The sequence below is a fragment of the Microbacterium sp. NPDC087591 genome, from assembly GCF_044743625.1.
Classification (GTDB): Bacteria; Actinomycetota; Actinomycetes; order Actinomycetales; family Microbacteriaceae; genus Microbacterium.
Genome location: NZ_JBIUWU010000003.1, coordinates 596,152 through 615,717 on the forward strand (window position 1 = coordinate 596,152; position 19,566 = coordinate 615,717).

The 19,566-nt window shown below is 69.6% G+C and carries 17 protein-coding genes; 7 read left to right on the forward strand and 10 right to left on the reverse strand.

Annotation, left to right across the window (positions count from 1 at the left end; genetic code table 11):
- Window positions 1–38: 38 nt before the first annotated feature.
- The 3 genes from ACIOVG_RS17460 to ACIOVG_RS17470 are packed head-to-tail and all read right to left on the reverse strand — an operon-like array spanning window position 39 to window position 3,558.
- Window positions 39–1,223: a cytidylyltransferase domain-containing protein gene (locus ACIOVG_RS17460; RefSeq protein WP_400876259.1), complete on the reverse strand. Its 1,185-nt coding sequence runs from the start codon at window positions 1,221–1,223 to the stop codon at window positions 39–41.
- The gene (locus ACIOVG_RS17465) at window positions 1,220–2,581 is read right to left on the reverse strand and encodes a polysialyltransferase family glycosyltransferase (RefSeq protein ID WP_400876262.1); all 1,362 of its coding nucleotides are present in this window, start codon (window positions 2,579–2,581) and stop codon (window positions 1,220–1,222) included. The genes ACIOVG_RS17460 and ACIOVG_RS17465 overlap by 4 nt, the downstream gene beginning before the upstream one ends.
- Complete coding sequence (locus ACIOVG_RS17470) at window positions 2,578–3,558, reverse strand: glycosyltransferase family 2 protein (protein WP_400876265.1); 981 nt, start codon at window positions 3,556–3,558, stop codon at window positions 2,578–2,580. The genes ACIOVG_RS17465 and ACIOVG_RS17470 overlap by 4 nt, the downstream gene beginning before the upstream one ends.
- A gap of 154 nt (window positions 3,559–3,712) precedes the next feature.
- Between ACIOVG_RS17470 and ACIOVG_RS17475 the strand changes: the two genes are divergently transcribed.
- Both ACIOVG_RS17475 and ACIOVG_RS17480 read left to right on the forward strand, forming a co-directional pair.
- Window positions 3,713–4,573, forward strand: a complete 861-nt coding sequence (locus ACIOVG_RS17475) for a hypothetical protein (protein ID WP_400876267.1) — start codon at window positions 3,713–3,715, stop codon at window positions 4,571–4,573.
- Window positions 4,574–4,601: 28 nt separating this feature from the next.
- Window positions 4,602–4,949, forward strand: a complete 348-nt coding sequence (locus ACIOVG_RS17480; RefSeq protein ID WP_400876269.1) for a DUF4229 domain-containing protein — start codon at window positions 4,602–4,604, stop codon at window positions 4,947–4,949.
- Between the two features lie 180 nt (window positions 4,950–5,129).
- On the opposite strand, the gene ACIOVG_RS17485 is transcribed toward ACIOVG_RS17480, so the two are convergent.
- The 3 genes from ACIOVG_RS17485 to ACIOVG_RS17495 all read right to left on the reverse strand — a co-directional run bounded on the left by ACIOVG_RS17485 (window position 5,130) and on the right by ACIOVG_RS17495 (window position 7,026).
- Entirely contained in the window at window positions 5,130–6,110 is a 981-nt protein-coding gene (locus ACIOVG_RS17485; protein ID WP_400876272.1) for a 1,4-dihydroxy-2-naphthoate polyprenyltransferase, read from the reverse strand.
- 77 nt (window positions 6,111–6,187) lie between these two features.
- Window positions 6,188–6,478, reverse strand: coding sequence for a DUF4287 domain-containing protein (locus ACIOVG_RS17490; RefSeq protein WP_400876275.1), 291 nt, complete (start codon window positions 6,476–6,478; stop codon window positions 6,188–6,190).
- A gap of 77 nt (window positions 6,479–6,555) precedes the next feature.
- Window positions 6,556–7,026 carry an Lrp/AsnC family transcriptional regulator gene (locus ACIOVG_RS17495; protein ID WP_400876277.1) on the reverse strand — a complete coding sequence of 157 codons (471 nt, stop codon included), beginning with the start codon at window positions 7,024–7,026 and terminating at the stop codon, window positions 6,556–6,558.
- A gap of 72 nt (window positions 7,027–7,098) precedes the next feature.
- Between ACIOVG_RS17495 and ACIOVG_RS17500 the strand changes: the two genes are divergently transcribed.
- Both ACIOVG_RS17500 and ACIOVG_RS17505 read left to right on the forward strand, forming a co-directional pair.
- Window positions 7,099–8,538, forward strand: coding sequence for a DUF6421 family protein (locus ACIOVG_RS17500; RefSeq protein ID WP_400876280.1), 1,440 nt, complete (start codon window positions 7,099–7,101; stop codon window positions 8,536–8,538).
- A 131-nt stretch (window positions 8,539–8,669) separates the two neighbouring features.
- On the forward strand, window positions 8,670–9,323 hold the full coding sequence (locus tag ACIOVG_RS17505) for an SDR family NAD(P)-dependent oxidoreductase (RefSeq protein ID WP_400876283.1): 654 nt from the start codon (window positions 8,670–8,672) through the stop codon (window positions 9,321–9,323).
- A 33-nt stretch (window positions 9,324–9,356) separates the two neighbouring features.
- Here ACIOVG_RS17505 and ACIOVG_RS17510 read toward each other — a convergent pair whose 3' ends face one another.
- On the reverse strand, window positions 9,357–10,838 hold the full coding sequence (locus ACIOVG_RS17510) for an MFS transporter (protein ID WP_400876285.1): 1,482 nt from the start codon (window positions 10,836–10,838) through the stop codon (window positions 9,357–9,359).
- Window positions 10,839–11,121: 283 nt separating this feature from the next.
- Between ACIOVG_RS17510 and ACIOVG_RS17515 the strand changes: the two genes are divergently transcribed.
- Window positions 11,122–12,189 (forward strand): threonine aldolase family protein, encoded by a 1,068-nt coding sequence (locus tag ACIOVG_RS17515; RefSeq protein WP_400876288.1) that lies wholly within the window; start codon window positions 11,122–11,124, stop codon window positions 12,187–12,189.
- Window positions 12,190–12,316: 127 nt separating this feature from the next.
- On the opposite strand, the gene ACIOVG_RS17520 is transcribed toward ACIOVG_RS17515, so the two are convergent.
- Window positions 12,317–14,119 (reverse strand): hypothetical protein, encoded by a 1,803-nt coding sequence (locus tag ACIOVG_RS17520; RefSeq protein ID WP_400876290.1) that lies wholly within the window; start codon window positions 14,117–14,119, stop codon window positions 12,317–12,319.
- Window positions 14,120–14,391: 272 nt separating this feature from the next.
- Window positions 14,392–14,994, reverse strand: coding sequence for an NUDIX hydrolase family protein (locus ACIOVG_RS17525; RefSeq protein WP_400876292.1), 603 nt, complete (start codon window positions 14,992–14,994; stop codon window positions 14,392–14,394).
- 72 nt (window positions 14,995–15,066) lie between these two features.
- Between ACIOVG_RS17525 and ACIOVG_RS17530 the strand changes: the two genes are divergently transcribed.
- Both ACIOVG_RS17530 and ACIOVG_RS17535 read left to right on the forward strand, forming a co-directional pair.
- Entirely contained in the window at window positions 15,067–15,720 is a 654-nt protein-coding gene (locus tag ACIOVG_RS17530) for an alpha/beta hydrolase (protein WP_400876295.1), read from the forward strand.
- 260 nt (window positions 15,721–15,980) lie between these two features.
- Complete coding sequence (locus ACIOVG_RS17535; protein WP_400876297.1) at window positions 15,981–17,690, forward strand: ABC-F family ATP-binding cassette domain-containing protein; 1,710 nt, start codon at window positions 15,981–15,983, stop codon at window positions 17,688–17,690.
- 75 nt (window positions 17,691–17,765) lie between these two features.
- Here the strand turns inward: ACIOVG_RS17535 and ACIOVG_RS17540 are convergent, their stop codons facing one another.
- Window positions 17,766–19,403 (reverse strand): SulP family inorganic anion transporter, encoded by a 1,638-nt coding sequence (locus tag ACIOVG_RS17540; RefSeq protein WP_400876300.1) that lies wholly within the window; start codon window positions 19,401–19,403, stop codon window positions 17,766–17,768.
- Window positions 19,404–19,566: the final 163 nt, after the last annotated feature.

Below are 19,566 nucleotides of genomic sequence, written 5' to 3' on the forward strand. Positions count from 1 at the left end.
GGGTGAACGACGTGCGACCAGAGGGTGACCGGCACCGGTCAGCTCGACAACACCCGCTCGATGAGCTCGCGCACGGCCCCGTGCCCACCGCGGCGGGTGAGCACGATGCGCGCCTCCTCGAGCACGAGCGGATGCGCGTCGGCGACGGCCGCGGGCCACCCCACGATCCGCATCGCCGGAAGGTCGTTGACGTCGTTGCCGAGGTAGGCGATGTCACTGAGCGCGACACCGACCTCCTCCGCCCATCCGCGCAGTGCCGACTCCTTGTCGTCGATGCCGTGCAGCACGGGCACGCGCAGTTTCTCGGCCCGCGACCGCACCACCGGGTTGACCTCGGTGGAGAGGATCAGCATGGGCAGTCCCGCCCGCCGCAGCAGCGCGACCCCCATCCCGTCCTCGCGGCTCACCCGCACACGTTCCCGCCCGTCCGCATCGATGAGGGCGGTGTCGTCGGTGTGCACGCCGTCGAAGTCGGTCACCACCGCCTGCACGCTGATCGCCTCGACCACGTCATGCCGCACCGCGAGCGCCCGGGCGATCCCGAGCTGCTGCTCGTCGTCGATCTCGATCGCCGACCACTCCGGCACCTCGGCGATGCGGACCCGGCCGAAGAAGCGATGCCGGCTCTCACGGAACCCCTCGGCCCGGAACACGTAGAACGCGCCGGTCTCGAGGTGGTGCGGCTCCCGGTCCTGGCGTCGGGGGCGATGGGCGGCCTCATGGTTGAGCGCGACCGCCTGCGCGTCGGCAGCCTGGCGCCAGAGGAATCCGTAGGTCTCGTACGCCGAGAACACGCTGTCGGCGCGGTCGGCCGCGACGTCGGCGACGGCTGCGGCGAGCGCGTCGCTCGGGATGAACGGCGACGTCGCCTGCAGGAACGCCACGATGTCGTAGTGCTCGCCGCCGTTCTCGAGCTCGTCGAGGGCGTGCAGGATCGCGCTCTCCGACGACGCCGTGTCACCCGAGATCTCGGCGGGGCGACGGATCACGCGTGCGCCCGCGGATGCCGCGACACCGGCGATCTCCTCGTCGTCGGTCGACACGACCACCAGGTCGACGCCGGCCGCAGCCGCAGCTCTGACGGCGCGCGCGACCAGTGCCACGCCGCCCACGCGCTGCAGGTTCTTGCGCGGCACCCCCTTCGAGCCGCCGCGCGCCGGGATGATCGCCACCGTGCGTGCAGCCGTGGTCCTCGTGGAGCCCGCCGAAGCGTCTGTCATCATCGTCCTCGTATCTCCCGCCATGCTCGCCGGGCACGGTTCCTGACCCCCACGGCCGTCAGTCGCCAGCGCTCGACCCGTCCCACACCGCCGCTGCCACGTCGCATCCGCCGTAGCCACGCCTCGACGGGGGCACCCGGGAGGCGCAGGGCGGACAGCCTCTCCGGCGTGAAGTAGCGATCGCGTTCCGCCGGCGCCGCTTCACGGAGAAACGCCTCCGCACGGGGCCTGAGATGCGCGGCGTTCTCGGGCTGCATGACGTACCCGACCGCGTCGATCAACAGCTGGAGCCGTGCGGGGTCCGCGTAGGGAGAGGCCTCGCGGGTGAGCGCATCGACGATCACGATCGGCACGCGATTGTTGTTCTCGAAGGCGGTCAGCGCGGTCAGCAGCTCGGCGGTTCCGGCGGATCCGATGGCAAGACCGAGCGCCGCACGCGCTGTGGGCACGGCAGTCGAGAACACGGCGACGACAGCGGTCGCCCCGATCCGTTCCGCAAGCACCTCGGCGCTGAGCGCACCGCGGTACTCGGCGAACTCCACACCGTGTGAGAGCGCCCGGTCGCGGACGACGTCGTTCTGCAGAGGAGGCGCTGCCGGGTGCGGTTTGAACACCACGCGCCGCGGAGACCAGCGCATGGCCTGATCGATCAGGTCGCGATGCAGCGTCGCCTCCTCCTGGATCGTCAGCAGGCCGAGCGCGGACAGGTACTGGCCGAGCACCAGCACGGTGGGAACATCGTCGTCCAGGACCGCACCCGCCGAGTCGGTCACCGGGTCGCCATCGTCGGTCTCCCGCAGCACCCGCTGCAAGGCGGCGGCGGGAATCGGGCGCGGTGTCGCGGTGGTCCCGCCGACCAGAGGGTGCACCTCCGGCACGACGTCGGCGTAGACGACCTGCCCGATCCGCGCGGCGACCGAACGGCCGAGAGCCACGCGCATCGGCGAGTAGGTCATCAGTCCGTCTCCGACGACCGTGATGCGCGCCAGCGGGAAGATCGACATCAGCGTGCGAGCGGGCGCGATCTGCGGACTCTGCACGAACAGCTCGACGTCGTCGGGGTCGATTCCCCAGACGCGGGTGAGCAGCTTCTCCAGCATCGGCAGGTCCGCGTCACTCGGCCGCCATTCATTCGGATGCAGGGGCCCGAGCAGGGCGCCGAGGTCTTCGATACGGTCGAACCGTCCGCGCAGCGACTGCAGTGTCGGGTCGACGCCGATACCCACCACGGTCTCGGGGACGCGTGCGGAGTCGATCGTCACGAGAAGGCGATCGTCGGATTCGCCGAGCACTCCCTCGTCGAGCGCCGCGACGGCCGTCGCGAGTCCGTAGGCGCTGTGCAGCGCGAACACCTGGGTCATCGCGTGTGCCCTGCTCTGCGCAGGCTCGGGGCGAGCACACGTCGACGGGATCCCTCGAAGCGTTCGACCGCCGAGACGACCTCGGCATGGGGCAGCCGCTCCAGGAGGTCGCGGATGACGGCACGCATCTCGGAGCGCAGCGCCCGGGGCATCTGTCGCGAGCGCACCAGATGGTGACAGCTGAGCGCGAGCGCCGTCCAGACCGCCTTGGGCAGGAACCTCTCCGCTTCCGGATCGATCTCGACCAAGTCGATGACCTCCTTCATGGCCGTGGCGAAGTCCAGCTGTCGCCGGTCGTGCACCTGGGTGAGCGAGGTCGCGACGCCGCGACGATAGAGCAGGGCGGGGGCATCCACCACCGCGAAGGACTCCGCCTGCAGGTGCAGCCGCCAGATCCAGGGCCGGTCCTCCGCAGTAAAGAGTCCGGGCGAGAACCCGGCCAGGCCGTGATCGATCACACGGCGATGGAAGATCCCCGCCCACGCGAACGGGTAGTCCACCATCGTCGACTCCGCGTCCGGAAGGATCGCCTCGCGCGGCGGCACGACCTGCTCGCGCCACGGGTGCGGTGCCCGCACCAGCGCGCGCACCCCGTCACGCACCGTGACATGGTCGGTGCGGAGGAAATCGGCACCGAGGTCCCGCAGCCGCGCCGCCAGCACCGACAGGCGCCCCGGCTGCATCCAGTCGTCACCGTCGACGAAGCAGAACGCCTCGGCCTCGACCAGCGCGAGCCCCTGGTTGCGCGCGCTCGCGAGACCCCGCGGTGCAGGATTCACGATCACCTCGGAGTTCGGGAAGCGGGCCGCATAACGACGCATGAGGTCGCCGGTCCCATCGCGAGAACCGTCGTCGATCGCGATGAGCTGGAGCGCAGAAGGATCCTCGAACTGCCGCAGCAGGGTCTCCAGCGTCGTCGCGATGTAGGCGTCGGCGTCCTTCGCGGGGAGGATGACGGTGACGAGCGGTCTGCGCACGGGACTCCCGGGGGTTGACGGTGTCGGCATGTTCCCAGCTGTGCATGGCCGGATGCCGACGCCGCGGTGAACACGGGGTGTCCTGGTCCCGGGACCCGCACGGATCGGCGACGATGGACAGATGCTCTGGTCTCGGCACTCGCACGGTCGCCCGATGCGGCGACGCGTGCGCGAGACGGACGAGTTCCGCTGGGTGACCGCCCGCGCCTGGACCACCCGCTGGTATCCGCAGGGAATCGACGTCGGTTCCTGGCGCGGTCGACGCACTCTCGCGGTGAGCTGGTTCCGGCAGGACCGCAGCGGCAGCCACCTCGCCTCCCGTGTCGTACTGATCGATCTGCAGCGCTCCCGCCACATCGACATCGCGCTCGCGATCGAAGAGGACGGAGAGCTGCAGCCCGCCCGCATCCACACCGGCGGGATCGCGTGGTTCGGCGATCGGCTGTTCGTCGCAGCGACCAAGCAGGGCATCTGGGAGTTCGACCTCGGCGATGTGCGCGAGGTGCGGGGCGCCGTCGCCCGACGTGTGCGCGGGATCTCCGGACGCCGCCCCGGCGCGAGGTCGCTCGTGGCAGTGCGCACGCGGGTGCACCCGGTCGCCCTGCGCTGCTCCTTCCTCGGCCGCCTCTACGACGAGGACGGCACCTCCCCGCCGCAGGTGCTGATCGGCGAGTTCTCCTCGGACGACCGCGGACGTGTCGGCGAGTTCACCCTCCCCGAGGGCGTGGAGGGCGGCTTCGAGGAGAAGGACCGGTTCGTGCCGGGCATCGGCCACATGCAGGGTGCCGTGCGCTGGGGCGACCGGGTCTTCGTGTCGCAGTCCGACGGCATGCGACCGGGGACGCTGTGGTCAGGACCGGTCGGAGCCCTGACCCCGCACACGTACCGGCTGCCCGTCGGCTGCGAGGACCTGGCGCTCGACCCCGAGGGGCGGATGCTGTGGTCGCTGGGCGAGCATCCGCGCAAGCGCGTGGTCCGCGGCATCCCCTTCGCACGGATCGGGCTCGAAGGCTGAGCTGTGGCCGCGCGTTTAGACTGGTGGAGTGAAGCCTGCACCTCTCCTCGTCTACACCGTGCTGCGGCTGCTGGCGTTCCTCATCCCCCTCGCGATCATGTGGTTCTTCTTCCCGATCTTCCGGGAGTTCTGGTGGCTCGCCGCGATCTTCGCCGCGCTGATCGGCACCAGCATCTCGATGCTCTTCCTGCGCGCGCCGCTGTCGAAGGCATCCGCCGAGCTGCATGAGCGCCGCGAGGGACGCACCTCCGCACGCCAGGCCGACGCCGATGCAGAGGACGCCGCCGTCGAGGACGCGGCAGCCGAAGGCGCGGCCGCCGAAGGTGCCGCAGCCGAGGATGCCGTCGTGGAGGATGGCACCACTGCCCGCGACTGACCGGTTGCGCTACCCGCGACCGACTGGTCGCACATCGTCGCATCCGCACCCTTGTGGCGACCATTCGCGACCACTCCCCGAGCCCACGGGACTCAGCTGGTCGCCATCAGGAGCACGAAGCGGCCGGTTGCGCCCAGTGCCCCGCCTCGGCGAGGCAGGATGCCGCTGCCGCAGCGCGTGTCAGCCGGCGAACGCCCAGAACAGCGCGCCGGCGTAGAGCAGTGACGTCAGCGAGGTCAGCGCGAGGGCGATGACGAGCTCGCGCGGCTGACGGTACGTCCAGACGATCAGCACCGCGGGCAGCCCTGCCAGCAGCGCCAGGAGCGAGATCCAGGCGATCGGGAACACCAGCGCGAGCACCACGGCGATCCCGAACGGCGCCAGGAGGAACAGCGTGAACAGCACCTGGGTCGCGCGGCGGCCGATCAGCACGGTGAGCGTGCGCTTGCCGACCTCACGGTCCTGATCGATGTCGCGCAGGTTGTTGGCCAGCAGCACGGCGCAGGCGAAGAGGCCCGCGGCGACCGCTCCGAGCCAGGCCTGCTGCGGCAGCTCGAAGACCTGCACCCACGTGGTGCCGAGGGTGGCGACCAGGCCGAAGAACACGAAGACGAAGACCTCGCCCAGACCCGCGTAGCCGTAGGGCCGCTTGCCGCCGGTGTAGAACCACGCGGCCACGATGCATGCCGCGCCGACCGCCAGCATCCACCACTGCTCGGTGCGCACGACGATCGCGAGGCCGACGAGAGCCGCGAGGGCGAAGAAGCTCAGCCCGATGATCAACACGGTGCGGGGCTTCACGCGTCCCGAGGCGGTCAGTCGCGCCGGCCCCACGCGCACGGCGTCGGTGCCGCGGATGCCGTCGCTGTAGTCGTTCGTGAAGTTCACGCCGATCTGCAACAGCACCGCGACGGCGAGGCACGCGAGGGCGATCACCCAGTGGAACTCCGGGCCCGTGCTGCGCGCCGCGCCGGAGCCGATGATGACCGGAGCCGCGGCGAGCGGCAGCGTGCGCAGTCGCGCAGCGCCGATCCAGTCCCCCGCCGTGACCGGTCCGGCTTCGACGATGGGGCGTCGGGCCGGGTTGCCGCTGGTGCGACTCGGGGTACGCGGGGTGCTCTTGGTGCGCGCAGAACTCTTGCGCTTCGACGATGCTGCCACGCTCGGAATCCTACTGGGCGCGCTGATGACGCCCCTCGACCGAGACGCGGCTTCGCGCGCGGACTCGGCGCGCGACCTCAGGCGTCGGGGTTGAAGTCCTTGCCGTCGAGCCAGAGCGTGTCGCTCTTGTCACCGTGCGCACCGGGCTTGCCGACGTGCTTTTCGCCGATCTTCGGCCCCTTGGTGATGACGTGCACGAGCGCCATCGCATGACCCTGGCCCAGCTGGTACTCCTCCTTCAACCACGCGACGATCGGCGTCGCCTTGGTCGTCTCGTCGAAGCCCTTCTCCTTCGCGAGTTCGATGAACTGGCGTGGGGTGAGGCCGGTCTTGGTCTCGATGTTGTCGAGGTAAGCCTGGAAGGACATGAGGTCTCCTGTGTTCAGCGGTGCGACAGCCATCATGGCCGAGTACGCAGCGGATGACAATGCCGACAGAGCACCCGTCAGGCCTCGATCGCGTCCTCGGCGCCGAGGGGCAGGATCGGCCGGTGCTCGTAGTAGGTCTGCAGCACGACGGTCGTGCGAGTGCTGACGGATGCCGCCGTGCGGATGTCGCGGACGAGCTCCTCCAGCGCGCGCGGCGAAGCCACACGCACGAAGAGCATGTAGCTGGCATCACCGGCGATGGAGTGGCAGGCCTCGATCGCGTCGAGGTGCTCCAGCAGCTCGGGGGCGTTGTCGGGCTGCGCAGGGTCGAGCGGGGTGATCTCGATGAAGGCGGAGAGGGGCGTGCCCACCAGCTCGGGGTCGAGGATCGCGCGGTAGCCGGTGATCACGCCGCGGGTCTCGAGCCGCCGGAGCCGCGACTGCACGGCCGACACCGAGAGGCCGACGGCATCCGAGAGCTGGGAGAGCGTCGCGCGTCCGTCACGAGCGATCTCCGCGACGATCGCGCGGTCGACAGAATCATCCATGGATGTAAGATTATCGTCAGTATCCCGTTATGACCGGAAAGTTTCCGGCATGCCGCATGATCGGAGGTCCCGATGTCCATCATTTCCGCCCACAGCTCTGCTGCACAGGCCATCGTCGGCGAACCCGAGGTCGTCGAGGATGCCTCTCTCGCCGAGCAGTCGAGCGCCTGGGCCCAGCTCAAGGACGCCGCGATCGCGATCCGCGAGTTCCAGATCAAGGACGGCTCCATTCCGGATGCCGCGCACCACGCCACCGCACGCGATCTCGTTGGCGCCATCACCGCAGCCATCCGCGCTCTCGCCCCCGCCTTCCCGCACGACGCGGAGTACCTGTCCGCCTCGATCGTCGACTTCGACCGCTGGGTGGCCTCGGGCTTCGGCGTTCCGGACTTCCTCGACTCGCTCATGGCCTTCCAGCCGCAGCAGCACCGCGTCGACGGCATCCGTCACCTGGTCGTGTTCCCCATGTACACGCAGAACGGATCCAGTGACCGCCTCGTCGAGGCCCTGATCGTCGAGACGATCTGGCCGGAGTTCATCGCGGCGCTCGAAGCCGGCGACTACGGCAACAAGCTGTTCGTCTCGCTGCGCCTGGTGGACTTCACGCCCGGCTACGACACCAACTCCGCCGTGCTCTTCCCCGAGACCGTCGCGATGCGCGAGATCCCGTCGTTCACGTGGGGCGCGATCTTCCAGGACCGCGAGGCAGCCCGGTACCGCCGGGTCACCCGCGCCGCCGCCGAGATCACGAATCTCGATCTGCCGGAGCGCGCGGCCGCGATGCTCGACGATCAGCAGGTGGCCGAGAAGACCTTCGTGATGTGGGACATCATCCACGACCGCACCCACATGCGCGGCGACCTGCCCTTCGACCCGTTCATGATCAAGCAGCGGATGCCGTTCTTCCTCTACTCGCTGGAGGAGATGCGCTGCGACATGACCGCGTTCCGCGAATCGGTGAAGATCGAGCGCGCTCTCGCCGCCCGCATCGCCGCCGGCGAAGAGCTCACCGAGACCGAACAGGAGATGCACGACTACGCGCACCTCGTGCAGTACGCGGTGATCTTCGACCGCATCTTCCGCTTCTCGATCACGGGCACCCGCACCCGCAACTACGACGCGGTCGGCGGCCAGCTGCTGTTCGCCTGGCTGCACCAGCGCGGCGTGCTGCACTGGACCGACACCGCTCTCGCCTTCGACTGGGAGAACGTGCCGGACGCCGTCGTGGCGCTGGGCGACGCGATCGACGACCTGTACTGGCACTCGATCGACCGTCCGAAGGTCGCACATTGGCTCGCCGCCTACGAGCTCGTCCGCGGCACGCTCACGCCACACCCGGCGTCGCAGTGGGCGCGCGGCCTGTCCGACGAGATCCTCGCCGGCGCGCCGAAGGGCTATACGGATGCCGTGATGGACGACGAGTTCCCGCTGTCGATGTTCTTCGAGACCCTCGACAAGAAGATGAAGCCCGTCATCGAGTCGACGGTCGGCATCCGCGGCACCGACGACTGACCGTCACGCGCCTGAGGCGCGTGTGAATACGGCGCTGGGGGCGCGCTGTTTCTGCGGCCGGAACCACTTTCTGCGGATCACTCCGCCGGTTCTGGCCGCAGAAGCGTCTTCCATCCGCGAAAGTGAGAGACATGACTGAGCACGAGGACCTCTCCGGGCGCACGGTGCTGCTGGCCGGGGCGACGAGTGCGGCGGGGCTCGCGGTGACGCGAGCGCTGCGGGCCGCCGGAGCCGACATCATCGCGACCGGCCGCTCGGCGGAGCGGCTGCAGGAGCTCGCGGATGCCGGTGCGCAGGTCGAAGTCGCCGATGCCACCTCTCTCACCGAGATGACCGACCTGGCTGCCCGCATCGGCCGCGTGGATGCCGTCGTGCCGCTGGTGGGCGGATGGCGCGGTGGCGGCGGGCTCGCCGGGCAGAGCGACGAGGACTTCGCCGCTCTGCTCCCCGCGCTCGAGGCCGTGCGCGCGACCAGTCGCGCGTTCGACACCGCACTGCAGGCGTCGGAGGCCGGACGCTTCGCGATCGTGTCGTCCACCGCTGTCGCCCGGCCGCTGGCCGGAGGCGCGAACTACGCCGCGGTCAAGGCCGCGAGCGAGGCATGGGCCCGGGCCGTCGCACAGGGCTTCGCCAAGGCGGCCCGTGAGTCCGGAGAACCGCTGCGCGCGGCATCCGTCGTGTTCCGGGCGAAGGCTCTGGACCCGGAGAGCCTCGCGGCGCGGATCGTCGCACTGTGGGACACGGATGCCGCAGACCTCAACGACCGCGTGATCGACCTGGGCTGACCCTCCCGCTGCGTTCCTTCGTCACGGGCATCGTCACCGGGTGTCCGGAGGCATCCCCGGAACGATCGGTGGAGCGTCGAACCTCCTGGCTCCCTCGCTCGGTTGCCGCCCCGACGACACGGCATCCGGCAGCTCGCTCTCAGAGACACCCGGATCTCGATCGCTCCCCGCATCCGTCTCGTCGTCACGCTCGGGAGCAGGATCCGGCGCGTTCGCATACAGCTCGGTGAGCCGTCGATAGGACTTCGTGAAGAACGCGAGCGTGCCGACCACCACCATGATCAGACCTGCGAACAGGCAGATCAGGGCGATACCGCGGGCCTCGCCCTCGCCGAGGAGCCACCCCCACTGCTGCTGCCCCTCGCGCGTCTTCATGTACGGGATGATCAGGAACTCGGCGATCGGGGCGATCAGGAACGCGGTGATCGGCGCCGCGGCCGCCTCCATCGCGGCCGCGACACCGAACACGCGGCCCTGACGCTCGAACGGCACGACCTTCTGGATCACGGTCTGCTCGGCCGCCTCGACCGGCGGCACCAGCGCCATGTAGACCCACATGCCCAGTACGTACAGGGGCCACCACTCGCGCAGCATGAACACCGAGCCCAGAAGCCCCATCGCGATGACGACGAGCAGCATGGTGCGCATCGGCTTCGCGCCGAGACCGAACTTCGCGACCACCAGGCCGCCGATCAGGAACCCGGTCGAGGCGAACGCCAGCGCGAAACCCCACATCTGCGCGTTGAAGAGAGTGAGTCCGTAGGGATCCATGAGCGCCATGTAGACGCCGCCGATAAGGTTGTTGAAGGTCGAGAAGATGATCAGCGCGAACAGTCCTGGCGCCGACCGGATCGCCCGGACGCTCCCGTGGAAATCCAGGGCGCTCTTCGCCTCGGGGTCGACCTCGGGAGTGCCCTCCGGGATGCGGATGAACAGCAGGTGCGCGAAGGTCAGCACCATGGCGGCGATCGCGATCGCGAGGGTCCACCCCATGCCGAGGAACCCGATCGAGAGTCCCGAGAAGACGCTCGTCACCAGGAAGGCGAGCCCCTGGACCGTGCCGACGAGGCCGTTGGCGTTCGCCCGTTTCTCCTCCTCGACCAGCAGCGTGACCGTGGTCGAGAGGGCGATGTTGCGCAGCTGCTCGATCACGCCGCCGAACAGGATGACCGCCGAGAACAGCCAGAACCACGGGCCGCCGAGGTCGAGCAGAGCGCTCTCGGGCTGCGAGACGTACAGCACGCCCGCGAGCAGGAACGCGATCGCGGAGATGACGCTCGAGAGCAGCATGACCGTGTGCTTGCGATGCCGGTCGACGATCGTGCCGAAGATCATCGCGAAGAACGCGATCATGAGCATGTACGCGCCGCCGATGATTCCGGTGGCCAGCACGGACTCCGTCTCGATGTACACCCAGAACGTGAGAGCGAACCACAGGAAGCTCGTCGTGACGTTGGCGATCAACGTGTTGACGAGGACATTCGCGAAGGCGGTCTTCGCTGCGGTGCGCTGCATGTTCCGAGGGTAGAGCCCGCCTCCGACATCCGGAACCCCTCCCTGCACCGACGGCCTCACGGACGAGTCGGAGCCGACGATCCACGGAGATCAGGACGATCGGCGGAGGTTCTCCCGTCGATCGGTCCGTGATCCGTCCGTTCGTCCGTGATCCGTCCGTTCGTCCGTGATCCGTCGGCAGCTCGACGAACCCGTCCGCAGCTCGACGACCCCGCACCCCCGGCCAGGGGGAATCGGGCGCCCGTCCGCCGGCCGCAGCGGGCCGGGGCCGTAGGCTGTATCGGTGACCATCCAGCATGACCCCGCGATCCGGGGCTTCGCCAGCGACAACTATTCCGGCATCCACCCCGAGGTCCTCGCGGCCATCGCGGAGGCCAACGACGGGCACCAGGGTGCATACGGCAGCGACGTCTACACGGCACGCCTGCAGGAGGTCTTCCAGGAGCAGTTCGGCGAGGGCGTCGAGGCTTTCCCCGTGTTCAACGGAACCGGGGCGAACGTCACCGGACTCCAGTCGATGCTGCCGCGCTGGGGCGCCGTGATCGCGGCCTCCACGGCACACATCAACGTCGACGAGGGCGGTGCCCCTGAGAGGATCGGCGGCTTCAAGCTGCTCACGGTCCCGACCGACGACGGCAAGCTCACCCCGGAGCTGATCGACCGCGAGGCGTGGGGCTGGGGCGACGAGCACCGCGCACAGCCCCTCGTCGTCTCGATCACGCAGTCGACCGAGCTGGGCACGCTGTACACCGCGGAGGAGATCCGCACGATCGCCGACCACGCCCACGAACGCGGCATGAAGCTGCACCTCGACGGCGCACGCCTGTCGAACGCGGCCGCCGCGCTCGACCTGCCGCTGCGCGCGTTCACCCGCGACGTCGGCGTCGACGTGTTGAGCTTCGGCGGCACCAAGAACGGCGCCATGCTGGGCGAGGCGGTCGTGGTGCTGAACCCCGCGGCATCCGATGGGCTCGTGTACTCCCGCAAGTTCAACATGCAGCTGTCGTCGAAGATGCGCTTCGTGTCGGCGCAGCTGATCGCACTGCTCGAGGGCGACCTGTGGCTGCGCAACGCCCGCCACGCGAACGCCATGGCAGCCCGCCTGCGCGGCGAGATCGAGACCGCCATCGCGGCAGGCTCCATCACCGGCGTCTCGTTCACGCAGCCGACGCAGTCCAACGGCGTCTTCGCGACGGTCCCCGACGGCGTCGCCGACGCGTTGCGCGAGTCCTTCCGCTTCTACGACTGGGATGCCGCGCGCAACGAGGTCCGCTGGATGTGCAGCTTCGATACGCACGAGTCCGACGTCGACGCGTTCGTCGCGGAGCTGTCGCGCCTCACCGCCGCCTGACCAGAGGCGGCACCCCACCGTCGAGTGCACGGCTTCGTGCCGAGTGGACGGCCTGCCTACGGCGGCATCCCGTGCACTCGGCAGCATCCCGTGCACTCGGCGGATGCCTCGGCGGCATCCCGTGCACTCAGCGCTTCGACTTGCGGTACCCCGCCTTGATCGCGGCGCCCTCCGAGGAGAAGCACTCCTCCGGCTTGGTGCGCGAGTAGTACTGGCCGGACGGCACGTGGAAGATCATCGAACTCGCATTTCCCTTGATGGGCGCCCAGGCCGGGCAGTTCCAGGTCGACACGGGTGTCGTGCGGGAGGGGTAGCTCACGGCTCCGGTCTTCGCCGAGGTCTTGGCGGCCGTCACATACCCGCTCTTGGTTCCGGTCACCCTGACGGTGATGTTCTTCTTCACCATGGCCGCGGTCACGACCAGCGACGACCCCGTCGCCCGTTTGATCGCCGTGCCGTTCGCGTACCACTGGTACGTGAGCGTGGTGCCGCTGGTCCAGGTGCCGGTCGACACGGTCAGCCGCGAGCCGACGACGGTCGATCCCTTGATCTTCGGGGTCGACGCCTTCAGGATGCCCTTCACGACCGCGGTGGCCTTGGACTGCTTCGACGCGGTCGCGTATCCGGACTTGGTCCCCGTGACCACCACGGTGACCGTCTTCAGCGTCGCCGAGGCAGGGAGAGTGAAGGAGGCCGCCGTGGCCTTCGCGACCGCGACGCCGCCGATGTACCACTGGTACGCCAGCCTGGTCCCGGTCGTCCAGGTGCCCGGCTTCACCGTGAGTTTCTGGCCGACCGTGGTCGTGCCCGTGATGGTCGGGACGGGAGCGGTGAGGGGACGCCGGACGGCCGCGGTCGCGGCGGACGTCTCGGACTTCGTACCGAACCCGGCCTTCTTCCCGGTGACCCTGACCGTGATCTTCTTGCCGGCGACGGCGGCGGGAAGCTTCAGCGATGCGGCGGTCGCCTTCGCGATGGCAGCCCCGTCGGCATACCACTGGTACGTGAGTGTCGCTCCGGGAGTCCACGCCCCCGTTGCGGCCGTGAGTGTCTGCCCGACGGTGGTCGTTCCGCTGATCTTCGGAATCGAGGTGTCGAGGATGCCGAGCGCCGCGAGCGTCACGTCGGCAGTCGCGACCTGCGCCTCCCCCAGCCGGATCGAGCGCGCCTTGGCGAAGCTGGGCGCGTCGTTCCACCATTCGGATGCCGCTCCGGCCGCCGCCGAGACGAAGGCCAGACGGTAGTCACCGGCGGGCAGGCCGCCGACCGCATAGGCACCGCCGTCCGCGACGTAGTTCGCCGCCACGGCGAGCCCCTCTGCGCCACCCGCGGGATAGACGACCGCCACGACCTTCTGCCCCGCGATGCTGACGGGGGCGCTCACTGCACCGGTGATCAGCGCGGACCGGGCGAGCGTCGGACTGAACTCCAGGCCGTCCGCATCCAGCACCCTGATGTCGTCTGGACTGGATCCGCCTGCGGACGCGCCGCCGATGTCGAACACCGCGCGCCTTTCGGAGAGCACGGCGAGGACGATGTCGCCGACGGGCGCCCAGAACGTGTAGCTGCCGTCCGCTGCCACCGGTGCAGCGGCGAGGGGTGATGAGGTATCGGCGTTCGTCGCGTAGGCGGCGACGACGGTGCGCCCCTTCGTCAGGTCGACACCGACCGGGAAGTGGACGATGCCGGACACCGGCGCGGTGCCCTCCGGCGGCTCGGCGGGAGACTCGGCGGCGACGGCGACGGCGTCGGAGAGGGCGACGGGCAGACGGTCGGCGACACCGGCGTGCGCGGGGTCGACGACGGCGGTCGTCGGCGCGACGGATGCCGACGCCGGCGCGGCGACCGCGACCAGCATCGACGCCAGGAGCGCCGCGGCGATGGCAGCGGCGGCGGAACGCGCTGACCGGGACAGGGCGGGGAACACCATGAGGGCATCCTCTCGGGCAGGACGCGGCCGGGCGACCGCACAGGAAAGGGCGGTCTGAGCAGATCCCCTCCGTCATGCATACACGGGAACCGGCGCGGGCGCCACACTCCCTGGACATATGCCCACCGCACGCAACGCAGCTACGAGTGCACGGCTTGGTGCCGAGTGGACGGCGTACGTGCGTCGCCAGGTCGTGCGCTCGGCAGCATCCCGTGCACTCGGCGGGATCAGGCGGGGCGGGGTCAGGTGGGGCGGGGTCAGGTGGGGCGGGGTCAGCGCAGCAGGCCGAGGTTCGCGAGGGCCTGACGGATGAGCGTGCCGCGGCCGCCCTCCATCTCGGCGGCGACCGCGTCGGAGCCTGCGGCCTCCGGCGAGAACCAGGTGACCTCGAGGGCGTCCTGGCGCGGCTCGCACGTGCCGGTGACGGGCACGACGAAGGCGAGCGACACCGCGTGCTGACGGTCGTCGTGGTAGGCGCTGACTCCGGGGATGGGGAAGTACTCGGCCACCGTGAACGGGAGCGGCTGCGGCGGCAGCAGCGGGAACGCCATGGGTCCGAGGTCGTTCTCGACGTGACGGAAGAGCGCATCGCGGATGGTCTCGCCGAAGCGCACGCGGCCGGAGACGATGGTCCGCGTCATCTCTCCCATCGGAGTGGACCGCAGCAGGATGCCGATCTCGATCACCTGACCGGAGCCGTCGGTGCGCACCGGGATCGCCTCGACGTAGAGCATCGGCAGGTGCCGGCGCGCCTCCGCGAGCTCGAACTCGCTCAGCCAGCCGGGGTTGGAGTCCCGGGAGGGCTGCTGCCCGTCGCCGAAACCGCCGAGGCCGTCGTCGGGCTCAGGATCGGGATCAGGTGTGCGAACGGCCATGCGTCCTTTCTACCAGCCACACCTCTGCGCCGACACAGCGTGCGCGTCGGAGGCCCCTGGCAGGATGAAGGAGTGAGCGAGAATCTGACGATCGACGACACCGCGACACGCTGGTCGACCCGCGACCGCGCCGGGATGCCGCTGGTGGTGCTGCTGCATGGCTACGGCGCAGACGAGCACGACCTGTTCGGGCTCGTCCCCCACCTGCCGCAGGGCATCGCCGCCGCGTCGGTGGCCGCGCCGCTCACACCGCCGTGGCCCATGCCCGGCCGCTCCTGGTACCCGATCGAGGGCCTCGACGGCCGCAGTGCGGACGCCGTGACCGCAGCCGCCGACGCCTTCCTCCGGTGGCTCGACACCGCGGCGGCGGAGGCCACCTCGGTCGCCCTGCTCGGTTTCTCCCAGGGTGCAGCCGTCGCGCTGCAGGCCCTGCGACTGGCGCCGGAGCGCTTCGGTGCCGTGGCCGCCCTCAGCGGTTACGCGACACCGGGCGAGCTGCCCCTCGACGACCACCTGAAGGAGCTCCGTCCCCCGGTGTTCTGGGGGCGCGGCTCGCACGACGACGTCATCCCCCCTGCGCTGATCGATCACACCGCGCAGTGGCTGCCCGAGCACTCCGAGCTCTCCGGCCGCGTCTACATCGGCCTCACCCACAGCATCTCCGAGGAGGAGCTCGCCGACGTGCGGCTGTTCCTGACCAAGTGGGTCGAGGGCATCACCCCCTGACATCGCGGTCGATCGCCGGCCCGCGATACGACACGCCCGAGGGTTGCGATACGCGACACGCCCGGGTATCGTCGGGGAGTCCTGTCCGCCGTGTCTGGAAGTCCTTTGATCTGATCCGTCGCCTCCGCGCCTCTCTTTCCGCGCGCTGACCCGACGATCGCCGACTCACACGGCCCGCACCGCCCTTCGAGGGCGTCGATTCCCGACGACCCCACCGGTGTTCCGGTGTCAGTGCACCCTCGCACTCGACAGGAGACTCCATGTCCACCCCCGCACTTCTCGCCTCGATCACCCTCGACGGCCTCACGTTCACCTGGCCGGACGGCTCGACCGCGCTGGACAGCGTGTCCGGCTCCTTCGGCACCGGCCGCACCGGACTCGTCGGCCGCAACGGCTCCGGCAAGTCCACACTGCTGCGTCTGATGGCCGGTGAGCTGACTCCGACGTCCGGCACCATCAGCAGCAGTGGAGACATCGCCTATCTCCCGCAGCGGCTCACGCTCGACGTCGACCGTCGGGTGTCCGAGCTCCTCGGTGTCGCTCCCGCGCTCGACGCGGTGCGTGCCATCGCCGCGGGCGACGTCGACCCCGCGCACTTCGACACCGTCGGCGACGACTGGGACATCGAGGCGCGCGCCGAAGCGTCACTCGCGGAGGCGGGGCTCGCCCCGGACTTCCTCGACCGTCGGGTCGGTGAGCTCTCGGGTGGTGAGGCGGTGCTGGTGGCGATCGCCGGCATCCGCCTGCGCCGCGCACCCATCACCCTGCTCGACGAACCGACCAACAACCTCGACCGCGACGCGCGCGCGAAGCTCGCCGCCATGGTCGCGGCGTGGAAGGGCACCCTGATCGTGGTGAGCCACGACGTGTCGCTGCTGGAGCTGATGGACGACACCGCCGAGTTGTACGCGCACACGCTGAGCGTGTTCGGAGGCCCGTACTCGCAGTGGCGCGCCTGGCTGGATGCCGAACAGGATGCGGCGAAGCAGGCGGAGCGCGAAGCGGCGCAGTCCGTGCGCAAGGAGAAGCGGCAGCGCATCGAGGCCGAGACCAAGCTCGCGCATCGAGCCCGCACGGCGAAGAAGGCCGAGCGGGAGAAGCGCGTGCCGAGGATCGTGGCGCACGGGCGCAAGATGGCCGCCGAGGTCTCGGCCGGCAAGCTGCGCACGGAGGTCGGCGCGAAGGAGGATGCCGCGCGCGCCGCGCATGACGAGGCGGGCCGTCGCATCCGCTCCGATGCGTCGATGAAGATCGAGCTGCCGGATCCGGAGGTGTCCCGTACCCGCCGCATCGCGACGATCGGCGACGCCGAACGGTCGTGGGTGCTCCAGGGGCCGGAGCGTGTCGCTCTGGTCGGGCGCAACGGCGCAGGCAAGACCACGCTGCTGGAGCGTCTGGTGGCGAGTGCCGGTGCGGTGTCCGGCGACGCGGTCGTCCCCAACTCAGGAGAATCGGAGCCTCGGAGCCTCGAAACGCCCGGTTCGGGCGACACCGACGCGGATGTCCTGAGTTGTGAACGGCCGCCGTTGCAGGCGCACGCGCACACCGCGCTGGTCGGCTACCTGCCGCAGCGCGTGGACGGGCTCGAGGAAGGCCGCTCGGTGTTCGAGAACATCGCCGCGGCCGCACCGCACGTGCCGGAGAAGGAGCTGCGCAACCGGCTCGCCCGCTTCCTGATCCGCGGTGCGACGGCCGACCGACCGATCGCCTCGCTGTCGGGAGGAGAGCGGTTCCGGGTGGCGCTGGCGACACTGTTGCTCGCCGATCCGGCACCGCATCTCGTGGTGCTCGACGAACCGACCAACAACCTCGACCTCGACACGGTCGACCAGCTCGTCGATGCACTGCGCGCCTATCGCGGAGCGGTGCTCATCGTGAGCCACGACGACGCGTTCCTCGCTCGGCTCGACCTGGATCTGCGGCTGGAGATCGACGCCGACGGCGCGCTCCGGGAGGTCGATGCGCGCTGAGGCGGTCCGCACCGGGCGACGGTGTGGCGGGTCAGTACGACAGCGGCGAAACTGCCGGCTCCCTGGTGACACCCGTCACACCGTCCCCCGCGTCAGCGCGGAGAGGGCGGCCCGATTCGAGTCGAACTCGACGACGCCGTCCAGCAGATCGAACTTTGCGAACCGCTCTCGCAACCCCGGGCGCAGACGCGACACAGCGATCGTGATGTCGGCACCGCGCAGCGACCGCTCAATCCCCCGCAGCGCCTCCGCCCCTGTGACATCGACGTCCGTGATGCCCTCCGCGTCGATCACGACCGCGTGCAGACCGGACCCGGCAGCGTGCACGATCTCGGCAACGCGGTCGACGAGCACGGCACCGTTCGCGAAGAACAGTGGCGCCGCGAAGCGGATCACGAGGACGCCGGCTACACCGGCCGTCGGCACTCCGACGACAGGTGTCTCCTGCGGATCCTCGGACGCGTGGAGCACGTCGATCTCCGGATTCGACGCTCTGCGCGCCAGGTTGACGAGCGCCAAGAAGAAAGCGAGGAACAGGCCGCCGAGCGGTCCGATGATCAGCACCCCGAGCAGGCAGGCCACGGCGATGCCGAACTCGTAGCGCGAGAGCCGGAAGAAGGCGCGCAGCTCTCCCAGCCCGATCAGCTTGATCACGGCCACGGCGACGACCGCACCGATCACCGGGGACGGTATCTGGGCGAGAAGTTCGGTGCCGACCAGCAGCAGTATCAGCGATCCACCCGCCAGGACGAGGCTCGGCAGCTGCGTGCGCGAGCCGAGTTGATCCATCGCCGCCGTCCGTGAGGTCGAGGACCCCATCGAGAAGGACATCGATATCCCCGCCGCGACATTCGCCGCGCCGAAGGCGAGCAGATCGCGATCAGCGGACACTGGATACCCGCGTGTGTCCGCATACGACCGCGATATCAGCACGCCCTCCGCCATCGTGATCATGGCCAGCGCAAGGGCAGAAGGGACGAGCGCCAGCCATTGCGCCCATCCCAGTGCGGGGAACGCGAACTCCGGCGGACCTCCGTCGATGACGCCGAGCACAGCGACTCCTGCCTCGTCGAGGCGCAGCGCGACGGTGAGGACCGTGGCTCCCACCAGTACGACGAGCGCACCGGGAACGGACGGCACGAACCGTCGTCCGAGAAGCAGCAACATGACGGCCGCCGCGCTCATCGCCAGGGAGACCCATGACGTCTCCCCGATCCGCAGAGCCAGATCGAGCGCCTGCGCGAAGAACTCCTCGTCAGCCGCGAGACGGATGCCGAGCATCTTGGCGACCTGGCTGAGGAGCACCTCCAGCGCCAGACCCGAGACGAAACCGACCAGGATGGGCCGCGAGAGGAAGTTCGCGAGGAACCCCAGACGCAGCACCGACGCCGCGACCAGGAAGACGCCGCACAGGATCGCCTGTGCGGCCGCCATCGAGGCGAAGTCATCACCGGCGATGCCGAGCCCGGTCAAGGATGCGAATACGAGAGCGGCTGCCGCGGCGTCCGGCGATGCCACGACCTGTCTCGATGAGACCAGCAGGGCGTAGACGATCGTCGGGACGACGAGGGCGTAGAGCCCGGCGACCGGGGCCAGCCCGGCGATCTGTGCGTAGCCGATGTTCAACGGAACGGCGATCGCGAGCAACGTCACGCCCGCGAGCGCTTCTCGCACGAAGTTCTCTCGTGTCACACCGGGCAGGGGGGTCCGCATCGGCTGCGCCTCCTCAGAAAAAACGACGGGCCGCCGGTCGCGTTCCCCCTCCACATTGCTCCGCGGGGACCGTGACCCGGAAGAATCGAGAGCCGATCTCATCACCTAAGGATGAGGGCATCGGTGTCGCGGCTCGTCCCAGTCCGCCCCTCGACCGACCGCA